General features: G+C 30.1%; 19 protein-coding genes and 1 other RNA gene. 3 read left to right on the forward strand and 17 right to left on the reverse strand.

Going from position 1 to position 22,577, the window contains the following annotated elements; translation table 11 throughout:
- Window positions 1-221: 221 nt before the first annotated feature.
- The 10 genes from MHL31_RS03460 to MHL31_RS03505 all read right to left on the reverse strand — a co-directional run bounded on the left by MHL31_RS03460 (window position 222) and on the right by MHL31_RS03505 (window position 14,695).
- Window positions 222-2,483, reverse strand: coding sequence for an aconitate hydratase (locus MHL31_RS03460; protein ID WP_240227690.1), 2,262 nt, complete (start codon window positions 2,481-2,483; stop codon window positions 222-224).
- A gap of 155 nt (window positions 2,484-2,638) precedes the next feature.
- Window positions 2,639-5,416 carry a bifunctional aconitate hydratase 2/2-methylisocitrate dehydratase gene (locus tag MHL31_RS03465; RefSeq protein WP_240227691.1) on the reverse strand — a complete coding sequence of 926 codons (2,778 nt, stop codon included), beginning with the start codon at window positions 5,414-5,416 and terminating at the stop codon, window positions 2,639-2,641.
- A gap of 233 nt (window positions 5,417-5,649) precedes the next feature.
- An RNA gene (gene rnpB, locus MHL31_RS03470) (RNase P RNA component class A) lies at window positions 5,650-5,952 on the reverse strand.
- Between the two features lie 157 nt (window positions 5,953-6,109).
- The gene (gene dnaJ, locus MHL31_RS03475) at window positions 6,110-7,246 is read right to left on the reverse strand and encodes a molecular chaperone DnaJ (RefSeq protein ID WP_240227692.1); all 1,137 of its coding nucleotides are present in this window, start codon (window positions 7,244-7,246) and stop codon (window positions 6,110-6,112) included.
- Window positions 7,247-7,275: 29 nt separating this feature from the next.
- Window positions 7,276-7,803, reverse strand: coding sequence for a nucleotide exchange factor GrpE (locus MHL31_RS03480; protein WP_240227693.1), 528 nt, complete (start codon window positions 7,801-7,803; stop codon window positions 7,276-7,278).
- A gap of 197 nt (window positions 7,804-8,000) precedes the next feature.
- The gene (gene murA / locus MHL31_RS03485; RefSeq protein ID WP_240227694.1) at window positions 8,001-9,308 is read right to left on the reverse strand and encodes a UDP-N-acetylglucosamine 1-carboxyvinyltransferase; all 1,308 of its coding nucleotides are present in this window, start codon (window positions 9,306-9,308) and stop codon (window positions 8,001-8,003) included.
- A gap of 8 nt (window positions 9,309-9,316) precedes the next feature.
- Window positions 9,317-9,949 carry a DUF4290 domain-containing protein gene (locus MHL31_RS03490; protein ID WP_240227695.1) on the reverse strand — a complete coding sequence of 211 codons (633 nt, stop codon included), beginning with the start codon at window positions 9,947-9,949 and terminating at the stop codon, window positions 9,317-9,319.
- A gap of 62 nt (window positions 9,950-10,011) precedes the next feature.
- Window positions 10,012-12,339 (reverse strand): ATP-dependent helicase, encoded by a 2,328-nt coding sequence (locus tag MHL31_RS03495; RefSeq protein WP_240227696.1) that lies wholly within the window; start codon window positions 12,337-12,339, stop codon window positions 10,012-10,014.
- Between the two features lie 69 nt (window positions 12,340-12,408).
- On the reverse strand, window positions 12,409-13,635 hold the full coding sequence (locus MHL31_RS03500; protein ID WP_240227697.1) for a hypothetical protein: 1,227 nt from the start codon (window positions 13,633-13,635) through the stop codon (window positions 12,409-12,411).
- 139 nt (window positions 13,636-13,774) lie between these two features.
- A complete protein-coding gene (locus tag MHL31_RS03505; RefSeq protein WP_240227698.1) occupies window positions 13,775-14,695 on the reverse strand; it encodes a patatin family protein in 921 nt (306 codons plus the stop codon).
- A 47-nt stretch (window positions 14,696-14,742) separates the two neighbouring features.
- Here MHL31_RS03505 and MHL31_RS03510 point away from each other — a divergent pair, with 47 nt between their 5' ends.
- From MHL31_RS03510 to pepT, 3 genes are all read left to right on the forward strand, one after another.
- Window positions 14,743-15,780: an oxidoreductase gene (locus MHL31_RS03510; RefSeq protein WP_240227699.1), complete on the forward strand. Its 1,038-nt coding sequence runs from the start codon at window positions 14,743-14,745 to the stop codon at window positions 15,778-15,780.
- Between the two features lie 106 nt (window positions 15,781-15,886).
- Window positions 15,887-16,444 carry a hypothetical protein gene (locus tag MHL31_RS03515; RefSeq protein WP_240227700.1) on the forward strand — a complete coding sequence of 186 codons (558 nt, stop codon included), beginning with the start codon at window positions 15,887-15,889 and terminating at the stop codon, window positions 16,442-16,444.
- A gap of 63 nt (window positions 16,445-16,507) precedes the next feature.
- On the forward strand, window positions 16,508-17,746 hold the full coding sequence (pepT, locus tag MHL31_RS03520) for a peptidase T (RefSeq protein WP_240227701.1): 1,239 nt from the start codon (window positions 16,508-16,510) through the stop codon (window positions 17,744-17,746).
- 67 nt (window positions 17,747-17,813) lie between these two features.
- Here the strand turns inward: pepT and MHL31_RS03525 are convergent, their stop codons facing one another.
- The 7 genes from MHL31_RS03525 to hisH all read right to left on the reverse strand — a co-directional run bounded on the left by MHL31_RS03525 (window position 17,814) and on the right by hisH (window position 22,563).
- On the reverse strand, window positions 17,814-18,665 hold the full coding sequence (locus MHL31_RS03525; protein WP_240225904.1) for an IS3 family transposase: 852 nt from the start codon (window positions 18,663-18,665) through the stop codon (window positions 17,814-17,816).
- A gap of 14 nt (window positions 18,666-18,679) precedes the next feature.
- Complete coding sequence (locus MHL31_RS03530) at window positions 18,680-19,114, reverse strand: hypothetical protein (RefSeq protein ID WP_240225903.1); 435 nt, start codon at window positions 19,112-19,114, stop codon at window positions 18,680-18,682.
- A 116-nt stretch (window positions 19,115-19,230) separates the two neighbouring features.
- Window positions 19,231-19,830 carry a bifunctional phosphoribosyl-AMP cyclohydrolase/phosphoribosyl-ATP diphosphatase HisIE gene (gene hisIE, locus MHL31_RS03535; RefSeq protein ID WP_240227702.1) on the reverse strand — a complete coding sequence of 200 codons (600 nt, stop codon included), beginning with the start codon at window positions 19,828-19,830 and terminating at the stop codon, window positions 19,231-19,233.
- A gap of 114 nt (window positions 19,831-19,944) precedes the next feature.
- Window positions 19,945-20,700 carry an imidazole glycerol phosphate synthase subunit HisF gene (hisF, locus tag MHL31_RS03540; protein ID WP_240227703.1) on the reverse strand — a complete coding sequence of 252 codons (756 nt, stop codon included), beginning with the start codon at window positions 20,698-20,700 and terminating at the stop codon, window positions 19,945-19,947.
- A 67-nt stretch (window positions 20,701-20,767) separates the two neighbouring features.
- Window positions 20,768-21,493, reverse strand: a complete 726-nt coding sequence (gene hisA, locus MHL31_RS03545) for a 1-(5-phosphoribosyl)-5-[(5-phosphoribosylamino)methylideneamino]imidazole-4-carboxamide isomerase (protein ID WP_240227704.1) — start codon at window positions 21,491-21,493, stop codon at window positions 20,768-20,770.
- Window positions 21,494-21,590: 97 nt separating this feature from the next.
- Entirely contained in the window at window positions 21,591-21,941 is a 351-nt protein-coding gene (locus tag MHL31_RS03550) for a four helix bundle protein (RefSeq protein WP_240227705.1), read from the reverse strand.
- Between the two features lie 37 nt (window positions 21,942-21,978).
- On the reverse strand, window positions 21,979-22,563 hold the full coding sequence (gene hisH, locus MHL31_RS03555; RefSeq protein WP_240227706.1) for an imidazole glycerol phosphate synthase subunit HisH: 585 nt from the start codon (window positions 22,561-22,563) through the stop codon (window positions 21,979-21,981).
- Window positions 22,564-22,577 lie beyond the last annotated feature (14 nt).

The raw sequence follows: 22,577 nt of genomic DNA on the forward strand, positions 1-22,577 counted from the left end.
CAATTAGTTTACCCTTATTCTTTTGAACAAAAGTTACAAAAAATTTAGATAATATTTATTATATTTTGGAAAACGTTGTTACACAAGTTGCTTTACATTGTTTTTCAATGTTTTATATATTGTAATTTATTAATAATCACTATTTTTTGAATTTATACTATAAAAAAAGACGTTTTTACACGTCTTTTTTTTATGATTATTAAATATCAAATCATTCCAAACTATGCATTCTCTTTCTTTATTAAATTTAAAGCAGAACCTTCATTGTACCAATCTATTTGGCTTTGATTATAAGTATGATTTAATTTTATTACATCTTTTGAACCATTAGTATGAACCAATTCTAAGGTTAATTGTTTTTCTGGAGCAAATTCATTTAAATCTAAAAAATTAAAAATATCATCTTCTTGAATTAAATCGTAATCTACCTCATTATCAAAAGTAAGCCCTAGCATACCTTGCTTTTTCAAGTTAGTTTCATGAATACGTGCAAAAGATTTTACAATTACAGCTGCAACACCTAAATGTCTTGGTTCCATAGCCGCATGTTCTCTAGAAGAACCTTCTCCATAGTTATGATCACCTACAACAATAGATTTAACACCCGCTGCTTTATAAGCTCTTGCAACATCTGGTACACCTCCAAACTCACCTGTTAATTGGTTTTTTACAAAATTTGTTTTTTTACCAAAAGCATTTACAGCACCAATTAAACAGTTATTAGAAATATTATCTAAATGACCTCTAAAGCGTAACCAAGGGCCTGCCATAGAAATATGATCTGTTGTACATTTTCCAAATGCTTTAATTAACAACTTTGCTCCTTTAATTTCGTTTCCAATCGGTTCAAAAGGAGTTAACAACTGTAATCTTTCTGAAGTAGGACTTACAGAAACTTCTACATTACTACCATCTTTTACAGGTTCTACATACCCAGCATCCTTAACATCAAAACCTAATGGAGGCAATTCTAATCCTTTTGGTTCATCTAATTTTACAGCCTCACCATCTTCATTAATAAGCGTATCATTCATTGGATCAAAATCTAATCGACCAGCTATTGCAATTGCTGCAACCATTTCTGGTGACCCCACAAACGCATGTGTATTAGGATTACCATCAGCACGTTTAGAAAAATTTCTATTAAACGAATGTACAATAGTATTTTTTTCTTCACCTTTTAAATCGCTTCTATCCCACTGTCCAATACAAGGTCCACAAGCATTTGTAAAAATAGTAGCATTTAAATCTTCAAAAACTTTAAGAATTCCATCTCTTTCAGCAGTATACCTTACTTGTTCGGAACCTGGATTAATTCCAAAATCGGCTTTAGTTACCAATTTTTTATCAACAGCCTGTTTTGCAATAGATGCTGCACGAGATAAATCTTCATAAGAAGAGTTTGTACAGGAACCTATTAAACCCCAATCTACCTTAAGTGGCCAACCATTCTTTTTGGCTTTTTCACCTAATTCACCTACAGGAGTTGCCAAATCTGGCGTAAACGGTCCATTTAAATGAGGACGTAAAGTGTCTAAATTTATTTCAATTACTTGGTCAAAATATTTTTCTGGTTCAGCATATACTTCTGCATCTCCAGTTAAATATTCTTTTATTTTATTTGCTTCATCAGCAATATCACTTCTATCAGTAGCTCGTAAATAACGCTCCATTGAAGCATCGTAACCAAAAGTAGATGTTGTAGCACCTATTTCAGCTCCCATATTACAAATTGTACCTTTACCTGTACACGATAGATTTTTAGCTCCATCTCCAAAATATTCTACTATAGCACCCGTTCCTCCTTTTACGGTAAGAATTCCAGCTACTTTAAGTATTACATCTTTGGCTGATGTCCAACCATTTAATTTTCCAGTTAATTTAACACCAATAAGTTTCGGAAATTTAAGTTCCCAAGCCATACCTGCCATTACATCAACTGCATCTGCTCCTCCTACTCCTACAGCTACCATTCCTAATCCACCTGCATTTACAGTATGTGAATCTGTTCCTATCATCATTCCCCCAGGAAAAGCATAATTTTCTAGAACAACTTGATGAATAATTCCTGCTCCTGGTTTCCAAAAACCAATTCCATATTTATTAGATACTGAAGCTAAAAAATCAAATACTTCTGAACTAGTTTTATTAGCCCTTTTTAAATCTAAATTGGCTCCTTGCTTAGCTTGTATTAAGTGATCACAATGTACTGTTGTTGGAACTGCAACTTTATCTTTACCAGCTTGCATAAATTGTAATAAAGCCATTTGTGCTGTTGCATCTTGACAAGCAATACGGTCTGGTGCAAAATCTACATAATCTTTACCTCTTGTAAAAGCCTTTGTAGTACTACCATCCCATAAGTGGTTGTATAATATTTTTTCAGCTAAGGTTAAAGGTTTCCCTACTATTTCACGTGCAGTATTTACACGATCTGTCATTCGAGAATACACTTCTTTAATCATTTTAATATCAAATGCCATAAATTTTATTTAATTATTATTCAATTTCTAATATACAAAATAATTAGAGTATTAAAAAATTATTGTTTAAAACTATATTATCAATAATATACCTTAAAAACTAAAAAAGCTTGAGTTTAGAACTCAAGCTTTTAAAATAGATAAAAAATTTATAATTATTTTACTAATAGTTTATGTGAAGGCTTGAATTTAGTTAAGTTAATTCCCTCAACTGCAGCTTCATATTCTTGTAAATTAGGTGTTCTACCTAAAACTGTTGAAATAACCACAACAGGTGTAGATGAAAGTAAAGACTCTCCTTTTTTCTCACCTGAATCTTTAACAACTCTTCCTTGGAAAAGACGTGTTGAAGTAGCCATTACAGTATCACCTGGCTCAGCTTTTTCTTGGTTCCCCATACATAAATTACACCCTGGACGTTCTAAATACAACATATTTTCATATTTTGTACGTGCAGCTGCTTTTGGATCATTATCATCAAATTCGAAACCAGAATATCTTTGCAAGACTTCCCAATCTCCTTCAGCTTTCAATTCATCTACAATATTATAAGTAGGAGGCGCTACTACTAATGGCGCTTTAAATTCTACTTTACCTTGCTGAGATTCAATATTTTTAAGCATTTGAGCAAGTATTTTCATATCACCTTTATGTACCATACACGAACCTACAAATCCTAAATCAACTTGTTTTGTTCCACCATAATAAGACAAAGGTCTAATAGTGTCGTGTGTATATCTTTTAGATTCATCTTCATTATATACATCTGGATCTGCAATCATTGGTTCAATAATTTTATCAAGATCAACAACTACTTCTGCTGCATATTTTGCATTTGCATCTGGAGTTAATGCTGGTTTTTCTCCAGATTTAATTTCAGCAATTCTTTTATTAGCAATAGCAATTAATCCTTTAAGAACTTCTAATTTATTATCCATTCCTTTATCGATCATAATTTGAATTCTACTTTTTGCAATCTCAAGAGATTCAATAAGCGTTTCATCTTCAGAAATACAAATAGAGGCTTTTGCTTTCATTTCTGCAGTCCAATCAGTAAATGTAAATGCTTGATCAGCAGTTAAAGTTCCTATATGAACTTCAATAACTCTACCTTGAAAAACATTATCTCCACCAAATTGAGACAACATTTGTTGTTGTGTTGCATGAACTACATCACGAAAGTCCATATAACTCTTCATTTCTCCTTTAAAGGTAACTTTTACTGATTGCGGAATTGGCATTGAAGCTTCTCCTGTAGCAAGTGCTAAAGCAACAGTACCAGAGTCTGCTCCAAAAGCAACACCTTTAGACATTCTTGTATGTGAATCTCCACCAATAATAATTGCCCAATCGTCTACCGTAATATCATTTAAAACCTTATGTATTACGTCGGTCATAGGTTTATATTTATTTTCAGGATCTCTAGCTGTAATTAAACCAAAATCGTTCATAAACTTCATCAATCTTGGAATGTTTGCTTTAGATTTATTATCCCAAACAGAAGCTGTATGACAACCTGACTGATATGCTCCATCAACAATTGGAGAGATAATAGTTGCAGCCATCATTTCTAACTCTTGTGAAGTCATTAGACCTGTTGTGTCTTGAGAACCAACAATATTTACTTCTACACGAACATCAGATCCTGCATGTAATACTTTACCTGGAGTTGTACCAACGGCATTTTTATTAAATATTTTTTCAACAGCTGTAAGTCCTTGATTTTCTATACTAATTTCTTTTGAAGTTGCATATACTGGTACAACATCTATTCCTAAAACTTTTGAAGCAAATGTCTGTAATTTTTTACCAAATACTACAGCATAAGAACCTCCTGCTTTTATAAATTCAGCTTTTTGAGGTGTTAATGAAGCTGAAATATCCATTAACTCTTGACTTCCATTATACAACTTCTTTTCTTTTGTATTTACTGTAAGTACAGTTCCTGTTGCAACAGAGTATACTTCTTCAAGAATAGGTTCTCCATCTGCATCTCTTAAGGTATTTCCTTCTGCATCTTTCTTTTTTACCCAATTTTTAAGATCAATTCCAATTCCTCCAGTAACACCAACTGTTGTTAAAAAAATAGGAGAAATTCCATTTGTACCAGCAATAATTGGTGCAATATTAATAAATGGTACATACGGACTAGCTTTTACCCCTGTCCATAGTGCTACATTATTTACTCCAGACATTCTAGAGGAACCAACTCCCATTGTTCCTTTTTCAGCAATAAGCATTACGCGTTTATCTGGGTGTTGTTTTTGTAACTCTAATAATTCATTTTGTTTTTCTTTATTATGTTCAAAAATACACTGTCCATGCAATTCTCTATCTGATCTAGAGTGTGCGTCTCCTCCTGGAGAAAGCAAATCTGTAGATATATCACCTACACCGGCAACAAAAGTAACAACTTTTATTTCTTCAGGAATATCAGGTAATTTTGTAAAAAACTCTGCTTTAGCATAACTTTCAATAATATCTTTAGCTATTTCATTTCCATTTTTAAAAGCAGCTTCTAAACGAGCTGTATCTGCCTCATAAAGGAAAACTTGCGTTTTTAATACTGTTGCTGCTTGTTTTGCTAAAGAAACATCATCACCTAAAGCTATATCTAACAATACTTTTATTGAAGGTCCTCCTTTCATATGTGATAATTGTTCAAAGGCAAAAGTTGGAGTAATCTCTTTTACTATAAATTCACCTAAAATTATCTCTTTTAAAAATTTAGCTTTAACACCGGCAGCACTTGTAGTTCCTGGTAAAACATTATAGATAAAAAACTTAAGAGAATCTTCTCTAAATTCGTTATCAATATCTTTTATTTGCTCAATAATTTCGCTTAATAATTTAGCACCATCAATAGGCTGAGGACTTAGTCCTTGACCTTTTCTTTCTTCGATTTGCTCGATGTACTCTTTATAAGTATTCATAATATTTTTTGTGAATTTTTAGTATCTAAGACTTTAAGTATTCTTTATTAAAATCTTATTTTTAATAGTTTTAGTTTATTATTTTTAACAAGCGAAGTTACAAAAAATGATGATTTTAAAAACAAGTTTATATTAACTACTGAATTTTTACATATATATATTATTAACAAGCCTTTTATTTTAAATATATAAATTAAGAGTCCGAAAACGTTATAGTAATTAAGAATATGATAAAAAAAAGTAGGTCTATAAGCCGGATTTTGTTCTTTTAAAAAGTTCTTATCATTTATCTAGACTATAAATTACTTTATAGCTCAAGCTGCCTACCCCTTGAAATAAAACGAGTAATTTTAAAATTTCAATATACGTGGCATTTCACCGCATAGAGTTTACCTGGTTTCACTACAGCCGAACTGTACTTGCTTTCTGTTGCACTTGTCCTCAACTTACGTTGGACGGATGTTATCCGCTATGCTACTCTGTGGTGTCCGGACTTTCCTCTTCAATGTTATTGAAGCGATAAGACGACCTACTTTGCGGCAAAAGTACATTATATATTTGTATAAAAAAACCCACTCAAAATTTGAGTGGGAAAATTGCTATGAAAAAGAAAAAGTGTTATCAGATATTTCACTAATAACTTTCCAAATATATTTAATTTTTTATGAGTATTAAAATTAATACTACTTTTTTTTATGAAAACATATCTTTTACCTTTTCAAAAAATGATTTATCGAATTTTGAAGGGTTTGGAGTAAAATTTTCATTGTTTTTCATTTTCTTAAAAAACTCTTTTTGTTCTTTAGATAAGTTTTGTGGAGTCCATACATTTACATGTATTAATAGGTCTCCATTTCCATAATGATCTATACTTGGCAACCCTTTTCCTCTTAAACGCAATATTTTTCCAGATTGTGTACCTGGTTCAATTTTAATTTTAACTTTACCGGTTACTGTATCTATATTTTTATCTTCACCTAAAATAGCTTCAGAAAAATTAATATATAAGTCGTAATGTAAATTAGTTCCTTCTCTTTTTAAAGTTTCGTGTTTAATTTCTTCAATTACAACAATTAAATCTCCATCTACAGCATTATTTCCCGGTGCAGCATTACCTTTTCCGTTTACTTTTAGTTGAACACCTTCAGTTACTCCAGCTGGAATTTTAATTGAAACAGTCTCTTCTTTTTGTTCTAAACCTTGTGCATCTGCATTTTTTGGTCTTTTATCTAATACTTCACCTGCACCATGACAATTTGGACAGGTAGAAGCAGATTGCATTCTTCCCAAAATAGTATTAGTAACTCGCATTACTTGCCCTGTTCCGTTACATGTTGTACAAGTTTTAAAAGTTACACCAGCAGCTTGCACTTTTCTTTTAACTTTTACTTTTTTCTCTACGCCTTTTGCAATTTCTTCTAAGGTAAGTTTAACTCTAATTCTTAGATTACTTCCTTTAACACGTGCTCTACCTCTAGAGCCGCCACTAAAACCGCCAAAGCCGCCACCGCCGCCAAATGCGCCACCAAAAATATCTCCAAATTGACTGAATATATCATCCATATTCATTCCTCCTCCTCCGAAGCCTCCGGCGCCACCGCCGTTTTCAAAAGCAGCATGACCATATTGATCGTAACGTGCTTTTTTATTCTCGTCGCTTAAAATTTCATAAGCTTCAGCTGCTTTTTTAAAGTTTTCTTCAGCTTCTTTATTTCCAGGATTTTTGTCAGGATGGTATTTTAGAGCCATCTTTCTATATCCTTTTTTTATTTCTGCAGGAGTTGCATTTTTTGAAACACCCAATATTTCGTAAAAATCTTGCTTTGCCATTAATTTGTTATTCGTAATTAAAATTATTTCTATTGTCCAATAACTACTTTAGGGTATCTTATTATTTTATCCCCTAACTTATAACCTTGTTCAACAATATCAATTATTTTTCCTTTTAAATCTTCAGAAGGTGCTGGAATTTGAGTAATTGCTTCATGCAATTCTACATCAAAAATATCCCCTTGCTCTACTTTAATATGAGTTAAGCCTTTTTTAGTTAAGGTATTATAAAACTTATCTTTAATAAGTTCCATTCCTTTTAAAAGTGCTTTGTCTTTTGCTTTTTTAATTTCATTTAAACCTCTGTCAAAATCATCTAAAATAGGCAGTAAAACTGTCATTAAATCTTCATTGGCAGTTTTAAACAATTCAACACGTTCTTTAGAAGTACGTTTTTTATAGTTTTCAAATTCAGCAAATAATCGTAAAAATTTATCTTTCTCTTCAGCAACATCAAGCTTTAACTGCTCTTCTGCACTAATTTCATTAGTTTCTTGTTGTGTTGTTTCTTTATCGAGAATCTCTTTTTCGTCTTTTGAATCTTTCTTTGTGCTCATAATTTCATCTAAAAAATTTATCAATTATAATATTAGCAAAAGTATTGCCACTTTATATAATTATGACATTATGACATTGGTATGAAATTTTTTATTAAAAACTTGAAAAATTAAGCGCTTGAATTATTCAAAAATTTATAAAAAAACTCCGTAAAATTTAAAAACTTTACGGAGTGGTATTTTTGAATTTTAGAATGTTAATCTACTCTGGTAATTTTAGCTCCAATAGCTCGTAAACGTTCATCTATATTTTGATAACCTCTATCTATTTGTTCAATATTATGTATGGTACTTGTTCCTTTAGCTGAAAGTGCCGCTATTAACAAAGAAATACCTGCTCTAATATCTGGTGAAGTCATTACTGTTCCCTTTAAACTAGACTCGTGATTCATTCCTATTACAGTTGCTCTGTGAGGGTCGCATAAAATAACTTTAGCTCCCATATCTATTAATTTATCAACAAAAAACAAGCGACTTTCAAACATTTTTTGATGAATTAAAACACTTCCTTTTGCTTGTGTAGCGATAACTAATACAATACTTAATAAATCTGGAGTAAAGCCTGGCCAAGGTGCATCTGAAATTGTTAGAATAGATCCATCTATAAAATCTTGGATTTCATAATTTTCTTGTTCTGGAATAAAAATATCATCTCCTCTTCTTTCTAAATTAATTCCTAATTTTTGAAAAACACGCGGAATTAATCCTAAATCGTCCCAACTTACATTTTTTATTGTAATTGAAGATTTTGTCATAGCAGCCATACCAATCCAGCTACCAATCTCAATCATATCTGGTAAAATTCTATGGTAGCAACCGGTTAGTGTTTTTACACCTTCAATTATTAATAAATTAGAACCAACACCTCTAATTTTTGCTCCCATACTATTTAGCATTTTACAAAGTTGCTGTAAATATGGTTCGCAAGCCGCATTGTAGATAGTGGTAATACCTCTTGCCATTACTGCAGCCATTACAATATTAGCTGTTCCAGTTACTGAAGCTTCATCTAAAAGCATATTAGCTCCAGTTAAAAATTCGGCTTCTACACCATAAAACTTTTCGTCTTTATTATATCTAAATGTTGCACCTAATTTTATAAAACCATCGAAATGAGTATCTAAACGTCTTCTTCCAATTTTATCACCTCCAGGTCTAGGAATATAACCTTTTCCAAAACGTGCTAACAAAGGTCCAACAATCATAATAGAACCTCTTAAAGAGCTACCTTCTTGCTTAAATTTTTCAGATTCTAGATATTCTAAGTTTAAATCATCTGCTTGAAAAGTATAGGTATCACTAGCTGTTTTTTCTATTTTTACACCTAATTCTCCAAGAATAAATATTAGCTTATTAACATCTCTAATATCTGGAATATTACTAATTGTAACTTTTTCTTTTGTTAATAAAACTGCACAAATTACTTGTAAAGCTTCGTTTTTTGCTCCTTGAGGCGTAATTTCTCCACTTAACTTATTTCCTCCTTCAATTACAAATGTTGCCATTTTTTTTCTTATTTAAATCTATAAGACTTTTTTCTTGAGTCTGATTGTCTATTTTTATTTGAAGACTTTCTTTTACGCATTAAATCTTTAACTTCAGATAAAGTTTCGTTAGTTTCAGTTAAATCAATTTTATTGTGAGATAACTCTTTTAAATGTTTAAAAATTACTTTATCTTCAACTGTATCTTTATTCCAGTTTAAGTAACATTTTTTCATATGATTTGCAATTGCAAAATACAACGCCTCTCTAACTTCACCTTCATCCCACGTTAAGGCAACATCAATCATGGTTTGAATATTATTTCCATAAAAACGGTATTTAGATGCCGATTTTGGGTATGCTAAAGGTTCCGGTTTTGCTTGTAATTCTTCTTTTAAAGGTTTATCGTAAGGAGAATCTACTTCTAATTTAAAATCAGACATTATAAATAATTGATCCCACAGTTTATGTTTAAAATCTGGCACATCTCGTAAATGAGGTTGTAAATTTCCCATAACATCTACTATAGCTTTTGCCATTTTATTACGTTCTTCAACATCTTCTAAAGCAACACAATTATCTACCAATTTTTGAATATGTCTTCCATACTCAGGTATAATTAAATGAGGTCTTTCCCCATTGTATTCTAAATCAAATTCCATCTATCTTTTCTCTTTTTATATTATGCAAATTACATTATTAATATTGATTTTACAATGTTATTTTAGCTAATAATTGTAAGCTTAGCAAATTGTAATAGTAACTTTTTTACGCCAACAGAGGCAAACCTTATTTCAGCCTTTTGATTTGCACCACTACCTTCTAAACTTAATACTTCTCCTTTTCCAAATTTTGTATGACTTACAACATTTCCAACACTAACATTATTATCAAATAAATTTGCTTTTGAAGGATTTGTATGCGCTACTTTTTTTAAATTTTTTGGTGGTTGAAATTTAATTTTAGGAGCTTCATTTTTTTTAACTGGAGTACGCTGTATTGGTTTTTTAAACCTAATTTTATTTTTAGGAACACTTCCAAAAATATCTTCGTTAATATATTTATTTTGGGAGGTTTGCGGTTCTTTTACGGTTAAATATTCTAAAAATTTATCATCAATTTCCTCTAAAAATCGACTTGGCTCACAATCTACTAATTTACCCCAACGGTAACGTGTTTGGGCATAGGTTAAATATGCTTGTTTTTCGGCTCTAGTTAACGCTACATAAAATAATCTACGTTCTTCTTCAAGCTCACTTCGTGTATTCATACTCATTGCTGAAGGAAATAGATTTTCTTCTAAACCAACAACATACACATACGGAAATTCTAAACCTTTTGCTAAGTGAATTGTCATTAATGAAACTCTAGGAGTATCATCTTTTTTATCACTATCAAAATCTGTGGCAAGTGCTACATCTTCAAGAAAGAAAGCTAAAGAATCTTCTTCATCTTTTTCTTTTTGAACATCAATAAAATCTTTAATTCCGTTTAATAATTCTTGAACATTTTCTACTCTACTAACTCCTTCGGGAGTTCCATCTTTTTCTAAATCTCGAATTAAACGTGTTTGTTTTACAACTAATTCAGCTACTTCAAACGCATTTTTAGTTTGCGCTTCTATTTGAAAATGCTGGATCATAGTAATAAAACCATCTAATTTATTTTTAACACCTGAATTTAATTTTAAATCGTAATTGTGTAAATTCTTTAATAATTCAAAAATTGATATTTTATAATGATTTGCAGCTACAGAAAGTTTATCAACCGTACTAGCACCAATGCCTCGCAATGGATAATTTATAACTCTTTTAAGTGCTTCTTCATCGTTTGGGTTAATTAATAAACGCAAATAAGCCAAAGTATCTTTTATTTCTTTACGTTGATAAAAAGACAATCCACCATAAATTTTATGCTTAATATCTTTTTTTCTAAGTGCATCTTCAAGTGCTCTTGACTGCGCATTTGTTCTATACAAAATGGCAAAATCTGAACTTTTCAGTTGCAAATTCATCATATTATCAAAAATAGAATCAGCTATAAAACGCCCTTCTTCACCTTCTGTGTAGGTACGCATTACTTTCACTTTTGGGCCTTCACTATTTTCTGTCCAAACTTCTTTATCTAATTTGGTTTTATTTTTTTCAATTACAGAATTTGCTGCTTGAACAATATTATTTGATGAACGATAATTTTGTTCTAATTTAAAAATTTGAACTTTTTCATAATCTCGTTGAAAATTTAATATATTCTGAATATTTGCCCCTCTAAATGCATAAATACTTTGCGAATCATCTCCAACTACACAAATATTTTGAAAACGATCTGCCAAAGCTCTAACAATTAAGTATTGCGAGTGATTAGTATCTTGATACTCATCAACCAAAATATACTTAAATCGATCTTGATATTTAGCCAATACTGCCGGGAAACGTGTTAATAACTCGTTAGTTCTTAACAATAAATCGTCAAAATCCATTGCTCCAGCTTTAAAACAACGCTCTACATATTGATGGTAGATTTCACCCATTTTTGGACGTTGTGCCATTTTATCAGCTTCAATTAAATCTGGATCGTTATAATATGCTTTTACGGTTATTAAACTATTTTTAAAGGATGAAATTCTACTTAAAACCTGTTTTGGTTTGTATTTATCCTTATCTAATTGCATTTCTTTAATTATAGAAGAAAGCAACCTTACAGCGTCTTGAGTATCGTAAATTGTAAAATTTGAAGGATAACCTAAATGTGCTCCTTCAGTTCGTAAAATACGTGCAAAAACAGAGTGGAATGTTCCCATCCACAGGTTTTTAGCTTCTGAAGCACCAACAACATCGGCAATCCTATTTTTCATTTCTCGTGCAGCTTTATTAGTAAAAGTCAACGATAAAATATTAAACGAATCAACACCTTGATTCATTAAATGCGCTATCCTATAAGTTAACACACGTGTTTTACCTGAGCCAGCTCCGGCAATTATTATCATTGGTCCTTCTTTATGAACAACCGCTGCTTTTTGAGATTCGTTAAGATTTTCTAAGTAATTTATCACAGGAATTCTTTAAAAATTCAAAAGTACTATTACATATTTAGTTAAGCAATAAAAGTTATTGACAAATAATTATTTATTAAAAGATACCGGTTTTAAAAATTGACTAATAAAAATTTGAACAATACCTATTACTATAAAGAAACTAAAAATTAATAAAATAATTGTATAGTTAGGTATAATTTGTTGCTTTATTAGTATTAAAAAACCTTGTAAAAACAATAATAATTCGGTAAACAAAACTCCCAATAAAAAGAACGTTAGCCCCAATTTTGAAAGCATTCTATTAAAATAAAGAATTTTAAGCTGTTTCAAAATTAAAAATAATAAAACGCTCATAAAAGCCAAGGTAAAAAGATGTAAATATCCAATAATAAAATAAGGTTTTAATGCCAATGATTTTTTTACAAAGTATGGAAATGCAGACGCTACTTGTGCTAAAATTTTAAGCACATAAGCAATCATAGCAAATTTTAATACTAATTTTGATATAAAACCCCAATTAATCTGTTCTAAAACTTGTTTTAATATCTTCAATAAAAACAACAATGAAATTAACTGTAAAATTGCAGCTATAAAACCAATTATATTATATACAATAGTTGTTGTACTCCATAAAACAGACAACACATATGCAGGAATACAGGCTAAATTTAAATAAATAAAAAAATATTTTTTTAATGAATTTGAAACCTTAACATTCTGATTTTCAAAAATTTTAAAAAGCAGCCCAAATAATGTAAATACAAAAAAACCATTGTATAGAAAATGCATATAAAAATAAATCGAATTATAATACAAATTTGTTTTGCCTTGTGTAACAACTACAAAAGCTAAAAACCAAGTAGCAAAACTAGAAATTAAGTAATAGTACATTCCAAACTTAACCAATTTAGCAGCAGTACTTTCACCTTTTAAGTCCTTTAATATTTTAAAAGACAGCACATAAGATGTTATTCCAAAAACTGAAAGCAATACTATTGAAAATGTTTTATAACCACTTAATAAAAAGCTAAATAACATTAAAAAAATAGTTATTATAATTATAAATAAAGTCACTTTATAAACTTTTGAATCTCTTTTTTCCTTCGGAATAAATAATTTACAAACAGCATAAATAACCGTTAAATATCCCCAACCTAAAAATGCTACATGCGAATGACCTTGCAATAAATTTTTGTATGAAATTAATGCTGAAGGAAATGCAAAATTCCAACGTAACACTAAGCCATAAAAAGCTGAAAACAAAAACAATAGTAATGAATATATTATAAGTGTTTTATAATTTTTAAATAACATTTATAAATCGGTTTTAAATTGGTTTGTTTATTTTTTAGAGTATTATATGACTTAAAACATTGTAGGGTTCAAAATAAAGACATCATAAGTTTAACGTTAGAACCACTTAATTTTAGATAACTCTTTTAATGTTAAATAGTTATTTTAAAACATCTGCTCTAAAAGAATTCATAGTTTCATGGTCTTTATTTTTAGCATATTTAAATCCTGCTTTCCACCATTTAGACATTAATTTTTTATCAAAAATTAAAGAATTTGTAGTTAAAACTGTAGGCGTATAGTATAAATTTAGTTTAACATCTTGATGTTTCGCAGACAATTTACCTATTGTAATATTATGTCGTTCTACATGTTCTAACATAAAATCAAATACACTAAACAATAAAGAAAAAGCATTTTTTGAATGCAATCTATTTATTTGTGTTACTTCTGTTTCTAAAATAATGGCATCAATTTCCTTAGCTCCACGTGAAATCGCTTCTTTAATTGGCACCAGGCAACCAAAACCGCCATCTGCATATTGGCAACCGTTTTTATCGGTTAAACTCATAAATGGCACATAATTGCAAGAAGCCCAAATCCAATCGCAAAAGTCGTTATAAGAACAGTCTTTTATAGATTTATATTCAACCTGATTTAAAGATAAGTTAGAAACAGTTACAACTGCATCTACTTCTGTTTCTTGAATTTTATTGTAAATTTCTTCTGTAACTTCTTTTTTTATAAGTTTTCTTAAATTTTTACTTTCTCCAAAAGTTTTTCTTCCGTTGATAAAATTCCATAAAATATTGAAATGATTTATTGTAATAATTTTTTCACCATGCTGCTTTTTAATAACAAAAGGATTATTACTAAATATTGTATGCTGATTTACAGAAGTGTACAATCTTTTTAAATCATCAATTTTACCTAAGGCTAAATGAGAAACCATTAAACTTCCTGTTGAAGAACCTATAAATAAATCGTACTTATTATGTTTATTTTTTAATAAATACTGAGCAACTCCACCTGCAAATGCTCCTTTGCTTCCACCACCAGAAATTACTAATGCTTTTTTCATTAATTTATCAAGCTTTTAATTAAATTAGTCGCATAAAAATATTAAAAATGAAAAGAACTCCATTACTAATTATCATCTTATTTTTTTTTATTGCTTGTAGTGAAGTTTACAAACCACGCGAAAAGGTAAATATTTCAATAAATAAAATAAAATTAGACAGTACAAGTATACGTGCTATTGAAATTATAAACGACTCTACAATTGTATATGCTGGCTCTAAAGGTGATTTAGGATTTTTAACAAATTTTGGAGATTTAGAAGGTAAAATAAAAATAATAACCGATACAATTACACCTCATTTTAGAGCATTAGCACATACAAAAAATGCCGTATTTGCTTTAAGTATTGGAAATCCCGCACTGCTTTACAAGTACCAAAACAAGCAGCTTAAAATTGTTTATAAAGAAGAAAACGATAAGGTATTTTATAATTCAATGCAGTTTTTTGATGATTTAAATGGAATTGCAATGGGAGATCCAACAAGCAATTGTTTGTCAATTATAACAACCCAAGATGGTGGAAACACCTGGAACAAAGTACCTTGCGAAAATTTACCTGAAATTGCTGAAGGTGAAGCTGCTTTTGCTGCAAGTAATACCAATATTGCAATTGTTGGTACACAAGCGTGGATTGTAACTGGTGGCGTAAAATCTAGCGTCTATCATACTTCAGATCTGGGCTTAACTTGGAATGTATACAACACACCTATAATTCAAGGTACGGCTACTACAGGAATTTATTCTGTAGATTTTTACGACAATAACCGAGGAATTATTTGTGGTGGTAACTATTTAGATAAATTTGGAAATTCTGCAAACAAAGCAATCACAAAAAATGGTGGTAAAACATGGGAAATTGTTGCAGAAAATACTGCTCCAAAATATATTAGTTGTGTGCAATATGTTCCAGAAACTGAAGGCAAAGAAGTGTTTGCAGTTTCTACAAATGGTGTCTTTTATTCAAAAAATTACGGTAAAGAATGGGAAAAAGTTAGCGATGAAGGGTTTTATTCCATTCGTTTTTACAATAAAAATACAGCTTGGCTATCTGGAAATAATGTAGTTGCTAAAATGCAAATAGAATAAAAAATGTAATATTATTTAGTTTGTTCTTAAAACATTTAATAAACAAACAAATGTAATACTGAAGTAAATTAAACATAGCATTATTTTATAAAAAGAAAAATTAAGAATGAAATCTACACTATATATTTTATCATTACTATTTATACTTACTAGTTGTAAAAAGCAATCAGAATTAAGCAACAGATTTAATTGTAAAACCTCAAAAATAACCAATCCTAAAGTTTATACAGATTTTAAAAATAACTTTAAGATAGCTATCCCTACTAACTGGAAAACAGAATTATATTACAACGATTATCAATCTGAAATTTTTGCAGCAGATACTACAAAACAATTAAGTGAAACTTATATAATTGACGTAGCTTTTAACTATGGAAATTTAGAATTTAATGACGAATTTTATAAAAAAACAGCTGCTATTATAGCAAATTCAAATTTAAAAAATGTGAAAAGTGATACGCTTCAATTTAAGTCAAAACCAGCATATTATTATATGGTATCAGGTACTAAAAAAGGTTTTACATACAATCAATTTAATCTGTTAGTTAAACTTTCACCGGAAACTTATTTTACAGCTTATTCAGAAATTTATGGAACCAATACTATTGATGAACGTATTTGTGAATCTATAAATTTATTAAACAGTATTGAATTTTTACAATAAATTAAGATAATTAGATTGCAAATCCTTAATTGAATACTTACTTTTGATAAAAAATTAAATAAAATGCAAAAAATAATAGATAGATTCGTTAAGTATGTTAAAATAGATACTCAATCTGACGAAAACAATCCTGCGTTTCCAAGTACTGAAAAACAATGGGATTTAGCTAAAGTTTTAGTTGAAGAACTAAATGAAATTGGAATGCAAGATGTTACTTTAGACGACAATTGCTATATTATGGCTACTTTGCCTTCAAACGTAGATTTTAAAGTGCCAACTATTGGTTTTATTGCTCATATTGATACAAGTCCAGATTATTCAGGTACTAATGTAAATCCACAATTTCACCCAAATTATGACGGAAAAGATATTCTTTTAAACAAAGAAGAAAATATAGTACTTTCTCCAGGTTATTTTGATGATTTATTACAATATAAAGGTCAAACATTAATTACCACAGATGGTACTACTCTTTTAGGAGCTGATGACAAAGCAGGTGTTACTGAAATTGTTTCTGCAATGGAATTTTTAATAAATAACCCTGAAATTAAGCACGGTAAAATTAGAATTTGTTTTACTCCAGATGAAGAAGTTGGTAAAGGTGCGCATATGTTCGATGTTGAAAAATTTGGTGCAGAATGGGCTTATACTATGGACGGTAGTCAGGTTGGAGAACTTGAATATGAAAACTTTAATGCTGCTGGAGCAAAAGTAACTATCAATGGTAAAATTGTACACCCTGGTTATGCAAAAGGAAAAATGATAAATTCTATGCTAATTGCTAATGAATTTATAGCTGCTTTACCAAAAAATGAAATTCCACAAGAAACTGAAGGTTACGAAGGTTTTTACCACTTACACACAATGTCTGGAGAAGTAGAAAAAGCTACTTTAGAATACATTATTAGAGATCACGATTTTGATTTATTTGAAGCAAGAAAAGCTACTTTTCAAAAAGTTGCAGATACTTTAAATAAAAAATTAGGAAGTGATTTAGTGCAGGTTGAAATTAAAGATCAATACTTTAATATGCGCAAAAAAATTGAACCTGTAATGCATATTGTAGATATTGCTGAAGAAGCTATGAAGCAATTAAATATAAAACCGCTAATTAAAGCAATACGTGGTGGTACAGATGGTTCTCAACTATCTTATAAAGGCTTACCATGTCCAAATATTTTTGCTGGTGGACATAATTTCCATGGTAGATACGAATATATTGCTGCAGAATCTTTACAATTAGCAACAGATGTTATTATTAAAATTGCTGAACTTACTGCTGAAAGAGAAAAAAATGCTTAAATTTTTTTCTTTTAGTTGTCTAGTCCTAAATAACCGATACAGATTATTAAAGGGTAAAAGTTAAAAATTAAAGCTGAATAATGACATCATTGTTCAGCTTTTTTGATTTGTATTGTTTTGGTTTAATTTTTTTTTGTGCGTGCATTTGTATTGGTGTTAGCATTTCGTTAGATAAATGAGGTCTTATATTGTTGTATATTTCTATTGCATTTTTGACCAGTTTCTTCTTTACTTTAAAATCTTGAATCTTCTGTGCTACACTAAATTCCTGTTTTAAAATTCCATTTATTCGCTCTGCAACTGCATTTTCATATGGATCATATTTTTCAGTCATACTAGGCTTAATCTCATTGTTTTCTAATAGTCTTTGATATTCATTCGAGCAATATTGCAACCCTCTATCAGAGTGATGTATTAATGGACTTTCTTTGTATTTTCTATTATTTATAGCCATTTCCAATGCCCTCAATGAACCATCCATTGATAAAGATTTTGACACATCATATCCTACAATCTTTTTAGAATAAGCATCTGTGATTAATGCCAGATACGAAGGGTTGGTTCTCGTTCCGATATATGTAATATCACTCACCCAAACTGATTCAGGCCCTTCTATATCCATTGAGCTGACAAGGTTTCTGTGCTTTCTAAATCTATGATGAGAGTCTGTAGTTATGTGGTAGCTTCTTTTAGGTATTATTAACATATGGTTAGCTTTTAGTATTCTAAACAATTTATCTCTTCCTACTTTTAATAGTGATAATTTATCCTTTAACAGAAAGTATAATTTCTTACCACCCAATCTTGGCATTAGCATCCGAATATCACGAACCAAAACGATAACTTTTTGTGCTACAGTTTGTTTATGAAGTCTTGATTTTATGGATCTATAGTAAACCTGTCTGTTTACCCCGAGCAAATCACAGGTAGAAACTAAAGTTTCTTTATATTCTTCTTTGAAGATGTTGATAAGTCGGGTGTGTAATTTTTTCTTATTTGAATATCATATTCCTTTTCTGCCATATCAACAAGCATATCGAAAATAATAACCTTTTTATCAGCACGTTCTGCTAGATGTTCAGCTCTAGCTTTCTGTTTTTCAAGGAGCTTTATTTTAGCTTCAAGCTCAAGTATTTTTTGTTCTGGAGTTTTTGACATCGTTTTTGGAACTTGGTTTTCCCAATCAAAGTTACCATATTTTTGCAACCATTTGGTTACTGTAGCGTCTCCCTGAATACCATATTTACGCTTGGCTTGGGTTTTTGTTAAAAATCCTTGTTCTACTTCTTCAACTAATTGAAGTTTAAAAGAAAGCGAGTAATCTTTTTGAGTTCGCTTTGCTGCACCTGATTTGTCTGATGTTTTCATTACACTTGTGTTTTAGTGTATCGCTATTTCAGGACGGGACAAGTCTATAAAATTAAAAGAGACAGTCTAAAAACTATTTTTAAACTGTCTCTTTTTTATTCAAACAAGACTTGTTATTATTTATGTCTTCCTTCTAAAACTTTTACAATATCTTTTAAAGTAAATCCTTTCGCTTGTAATAATATTAAGTAGTGAAATAATAAATCGGCACCTTCATTTAAGAATAAATTATCATCATTATCTTTTGCTTCAATTACAATTTCAACGGCCTCCTCACCTACTTTTTGAGCTATTTTATTAATCCCTTTTTCAAATAAAGAAGCTACATAACTATTTTCAGAATCTGCATTTACTCTTCTGCTAGTAATTACACTTTCAAGCTCTGATAAAAAACCAAAACTAGACTCATTCGTTTCATCCCAACAAGTATCTGTTCCTTTATGACAAGTAGGCCCCACTGGATTTACTTTAATTAATAAAGTATCATTATCACAATCGTTTTTTACCGAAATTAAGTTTAAAAAGTTACCACTTTCTTCACCTTTTGTCCAAAGCCTTTTTTTAGTTCTACTAAAGAAAGTTACTTTCCCTGTTTCAACTGTTTTATTGTAAGCCTCTTCATTCATATAACCCAACATTAATACTTGTCTGGTTGTAAAATCTTGAATAATTGCTGGTACTAATCCGTCACTGTTTTTGTTAAAATCTATTTCCATAATTCTATTATCTTATTTCCCCTTATAAACCGTCATTCTGAACTTGTTTAAGAATCTCATCCAACAAGTTTAAATTATTATGTGACCCTGAAATAAATTCAGGGTGATGCGTAATTATAATCTTACAGGAATATTATTTTGTTTTAATTCGTTTTTTAAATCTATTATTTCAATTTCTTTAAAATGAAAAACACTTGCAGCCAAAGCGGCATCTGCTTTTCCATCTTTAAAAGTATCCGTAAAATGCTGCATATTTCCTGCGCCTCCCGATGCAATAATTGGAATATTCACCAATTCACTTAAATAAGCTAAAGCCTTATTTGCAAAGCCATTTTTAGTACCATCGTGATCCATTGAGGTAAATAAAATTTCACCTGCACCACGTTGTTCAACCTCTTTAGCCCAGTCAAATAATTTAATTTCAGTTGGTACTTTTCCTCCTACTAAATGCACCATCCATTCTCCATCAATTTGTTTGGCATCAATCGCCACAACTACACATTGGCTTCCAAATTTAGCCGCTAACTCATTAATTAATTGCGGATTTTTTACTGCGGAAGAATTTATAGAAACCTTATCTGCTCCAGAATTTAATAATATTTCAACATCTTCAACCGATGAAATTCCTCCTCCAACTGTAAATGGAATATTTACCTTTTCAGCAACATGCATTACTAATTCAGCCAAGGTTTTTCTGCGTTGTTCTGTTGCTGTGATATCTAAAAAAACCAATTCATCAGCACCTTCATTTGCATAAATTTCAGCAAGTTCAACCGGATCTCCTGCATCACGTAAATCTACAAAATTTACACCTTTTACAGTTCTTCCGTTTTTTATATCCAAACAAGGAATTATTCTTTTTGTTAACATTCAATTTTAGTATTGAGTATTGAGTATTAAGTATTGAAAAATCTAACATCTCAATACGAATTACTCACTACTTGTTTATTATAAACTGTTCAATTTCTTTCATACTAATTTTATGTTCGTAAATTGCTTTACCAACAATGGTTCCTTCACAACCCATTTCAGCCAACCGAGGTAATTCATTATATGTTGAAATTCCTCCAGAAGCGATTAATTTAATATTTGTAGTTTCATTTAATATCTTTTGATATAAATCAAATGACGGACCTTGTAACATACCATCTTTTGAAATATCAGTACATATCACGTAACTTACACCTTCTTTTTCGTAACCTTGAATAAAGGGAATTAACTCTCTATCAGACTCTTCTAACCAACCACTTACCGCAACTTTTTCGTTATTTGCATCAGCTCCTAAAATAATTTTATTAGCTCCAAATTTTTGCAACCAATTGTTAAATATTTCTGGATTTTTAACCGCAATACTTCCGCCTGTAATTTGATTTGCGCCACTTTCAAACGCAATTCTTAAATCATCATCTGACTTTAATCCACCACCAAAATCAATTGACAAATTTGTTTTAGAAGCAATAGTTTCTAATACTTTATGATTTACAATATGGCTTGCTTTTGCTCCATCTAAATCTACCAAATGTAAATGCTGAACTCCGTGTGCTTCAAACATTTTTGCAACTTCTAACGGATTTTCATTGTACACTTTTTCAGTTGCATAATCGCCTTTTGAAAGACGTACACATTTACCATTGATGATATCTATTGCTGGAATTATTCTCATTGTCTTATTATATTAAATATATGATATTAAATATTAGAAGTTTTTATTAAACGTATAAATTAGATATTTGATTTTATAATTTACCTTCTAACTTCTTTTATTGTTTTCTTTTAGCTGTATTAATTGAAGCTACTGTTATTGCTAACAGCTCTTTTCCTTCTTTTTTTAGAATTTCAATTTCATTAGAATAATTTGGCAATACTTCTTCAAAAATTTCTAACCAATAAACACTTTCATCAACTTCTTCTTCAACAATCTTTAATTTATTAATAAAATCTGCTGTTGATTTAGCCCGTTGCGATGCTCTATAATTTGCACCTACAGAACTAGCACTTCTAATTAACTGGTTTACAAACGCATTATATTCTCTAGATTTTGGTACTTTTTCACAAAATCGCCAACAATTAATTGCAAAATCTTTAGTTCTTTTTAATATTTGATTTTTCATAGCAAAAACTTTTAATATCTAATATTTAACTTTTAACTTACATTAACTCTAAAAAATTCTTCAATATTTGAGCTCCTGCTTTGCTACTTTTTTCGGGATGAAATTGTACGCCATAAAAGTTTTTTTCTTTTAAGGCAGAGGCATATTTCAAACCATAATTGGTAGTTGCAATTGCTTCATTATTTAATGCAACATAAAAACTATGCACCAAATACATATATTCTTTTTCTTTAATTCCTTTGAACAAATCGGATTTTAAATTTTCAATTTGATTCCATCCAATTTGTGGTACTTTTTCCGAAGCATCAAATTTTAGTACATCACAATCAAAAATGGCCAAACCTTTTGTATTTCCTTCTTCACAATAAGCGCACATCAATTGCATTCCTAAACAAATACCTAAAACAGGTTGTTTTAAAGTTGGAATCACTTTATCCAATCCCGTAGATTTTAACATTCCCATCGCACTACTCGCCTCTCCTACGCCAGGAAAAATCACCTTATCAGCATTTCTTATTTCTTCTTCATTATCTGTTAAAACTGCTTCAAAACCTAAACGTTTAATAGCAAATTTTATAGATTGAATGTTTCCTGCTCCGTAATTTATGATTACTATTTTCATTTAATTTTAGTATT

The organism is Lutibacter sp. A80 (genome assembly GCF_022429645.1).
Classification (GTDB): Bacteria; Bacteroidota; Bacteroidia; order Flavobacteriales; family Flavobacteriaceae; genus Lutibacter.

Coding starts and splice junctions, on each gene's coding strand:
- MHL31_RS03460 (WP_240227690.1), bottom strand. CDS start 2,483: ATGGCATTTGATATTAAAATGATTAAAGAAGTGTATTCTCGAATGACA.
- MHL31_RS03465 (WP_240227691.1), bottom strand. CDS start 5,416: ATGAATACTTATAAAGAGTACATCGAGCAAATCGAAGAAAGAAAAGGT.
- dnaJ (WP_240227692.1), bottom strand. CDS start 7,246: ATGGCAAAGCAAGATTTTTACGAAATATTGGGTGTTTCAAAAAATGCA.
- MHL31_RS03480 (WP_240227693.1), bottom strand. CDS start 7,803: ATGAGCACAAAGAAAGATTCAAAAGACGAAAAAGAGATTCTCGATAAA.
- murA (WP_240227694.1), bottom strand. CDS start 9,308: ATGGCAACATTTGTAATTGAAGGAGGAAATAAGTTAAGTGGAGAAATT.
- MHL31_RS03490 (WP_240227695.1), bottom strand. CDS start 9,949: ATGGAATTTGATTTAGAATACAATGGGGAAAGACCTCATTTAATTATA.
- MHL31_RS03500 (WP_240227697.1), bottom strand. CDS start 13,635: ATGTTATTTAAAAATTATAAAACACTTATAATATATTCATTACTATTG.
- MHL31_RS03505 (WP_240227698.1), bottom strand. CDS start 14,695: ATGAAAAAAGCATTAGTAATTTCTGGTGGTGGAAGCAAAGGAGCATTT.
- MHL31_RS03510 (WP_240227699.1), top strand. CDS start 14,743: ATGAAAAGAACTCCATTACTAATTATCATCTTATTTTTTTTTATTGCT.
- MHL31_RS03515 (WP_240227700.1), top strand. CDS start 15,887: ATGAAATCTACACTATATATTTTATCATTACTATTTATACTTACTAGT.
- pepT (WP_240227701.1), top strand. CDS start 16,508: ATGCAAAAAATAATAGATAGATTCGTTAAGTATGTTAAAATAGATACT.
- MHL31_RS03530 (WP_240225903.1), bottom strand. CDS start 19,114: ATGAAAACATCAGACAAATCAGGTGCAGCAAAGCGAACTCAAAAAGAT.
- hisIE (WP_240227702.1), bottom strand. CDS start 19,830: ATGGAAATAGATTTTAACAAAAACAGTGACGGATTAGTACCAGCAATT.
- hisF (WP_240227703.1), bottom strand. CDS start 20,700: ATGTTAACAAAAAGAATAATTCCTTGTTTGGATATAAAAAACGGAAGA.
- hisA (WP_240227704.1), bottom strand. CDS start 21,493: ATGAGAATAATTCCAGCAATAGATATCATCAATGGTAAATGTGTACGT.
- MHL31_RS03550 (WP_240227705.1), bottom strand. CDS start 21,941: ATGAAAAATCAAATATTAAAAAGAACTAAAGATTTTGCAATTAATTGT.
- hisH (WP_240227706.1), bottom strand. CDS start 22,563: ATGAAAATAGTAATCATAAATTACGGAGCAGGAAACATTCAATCTATA.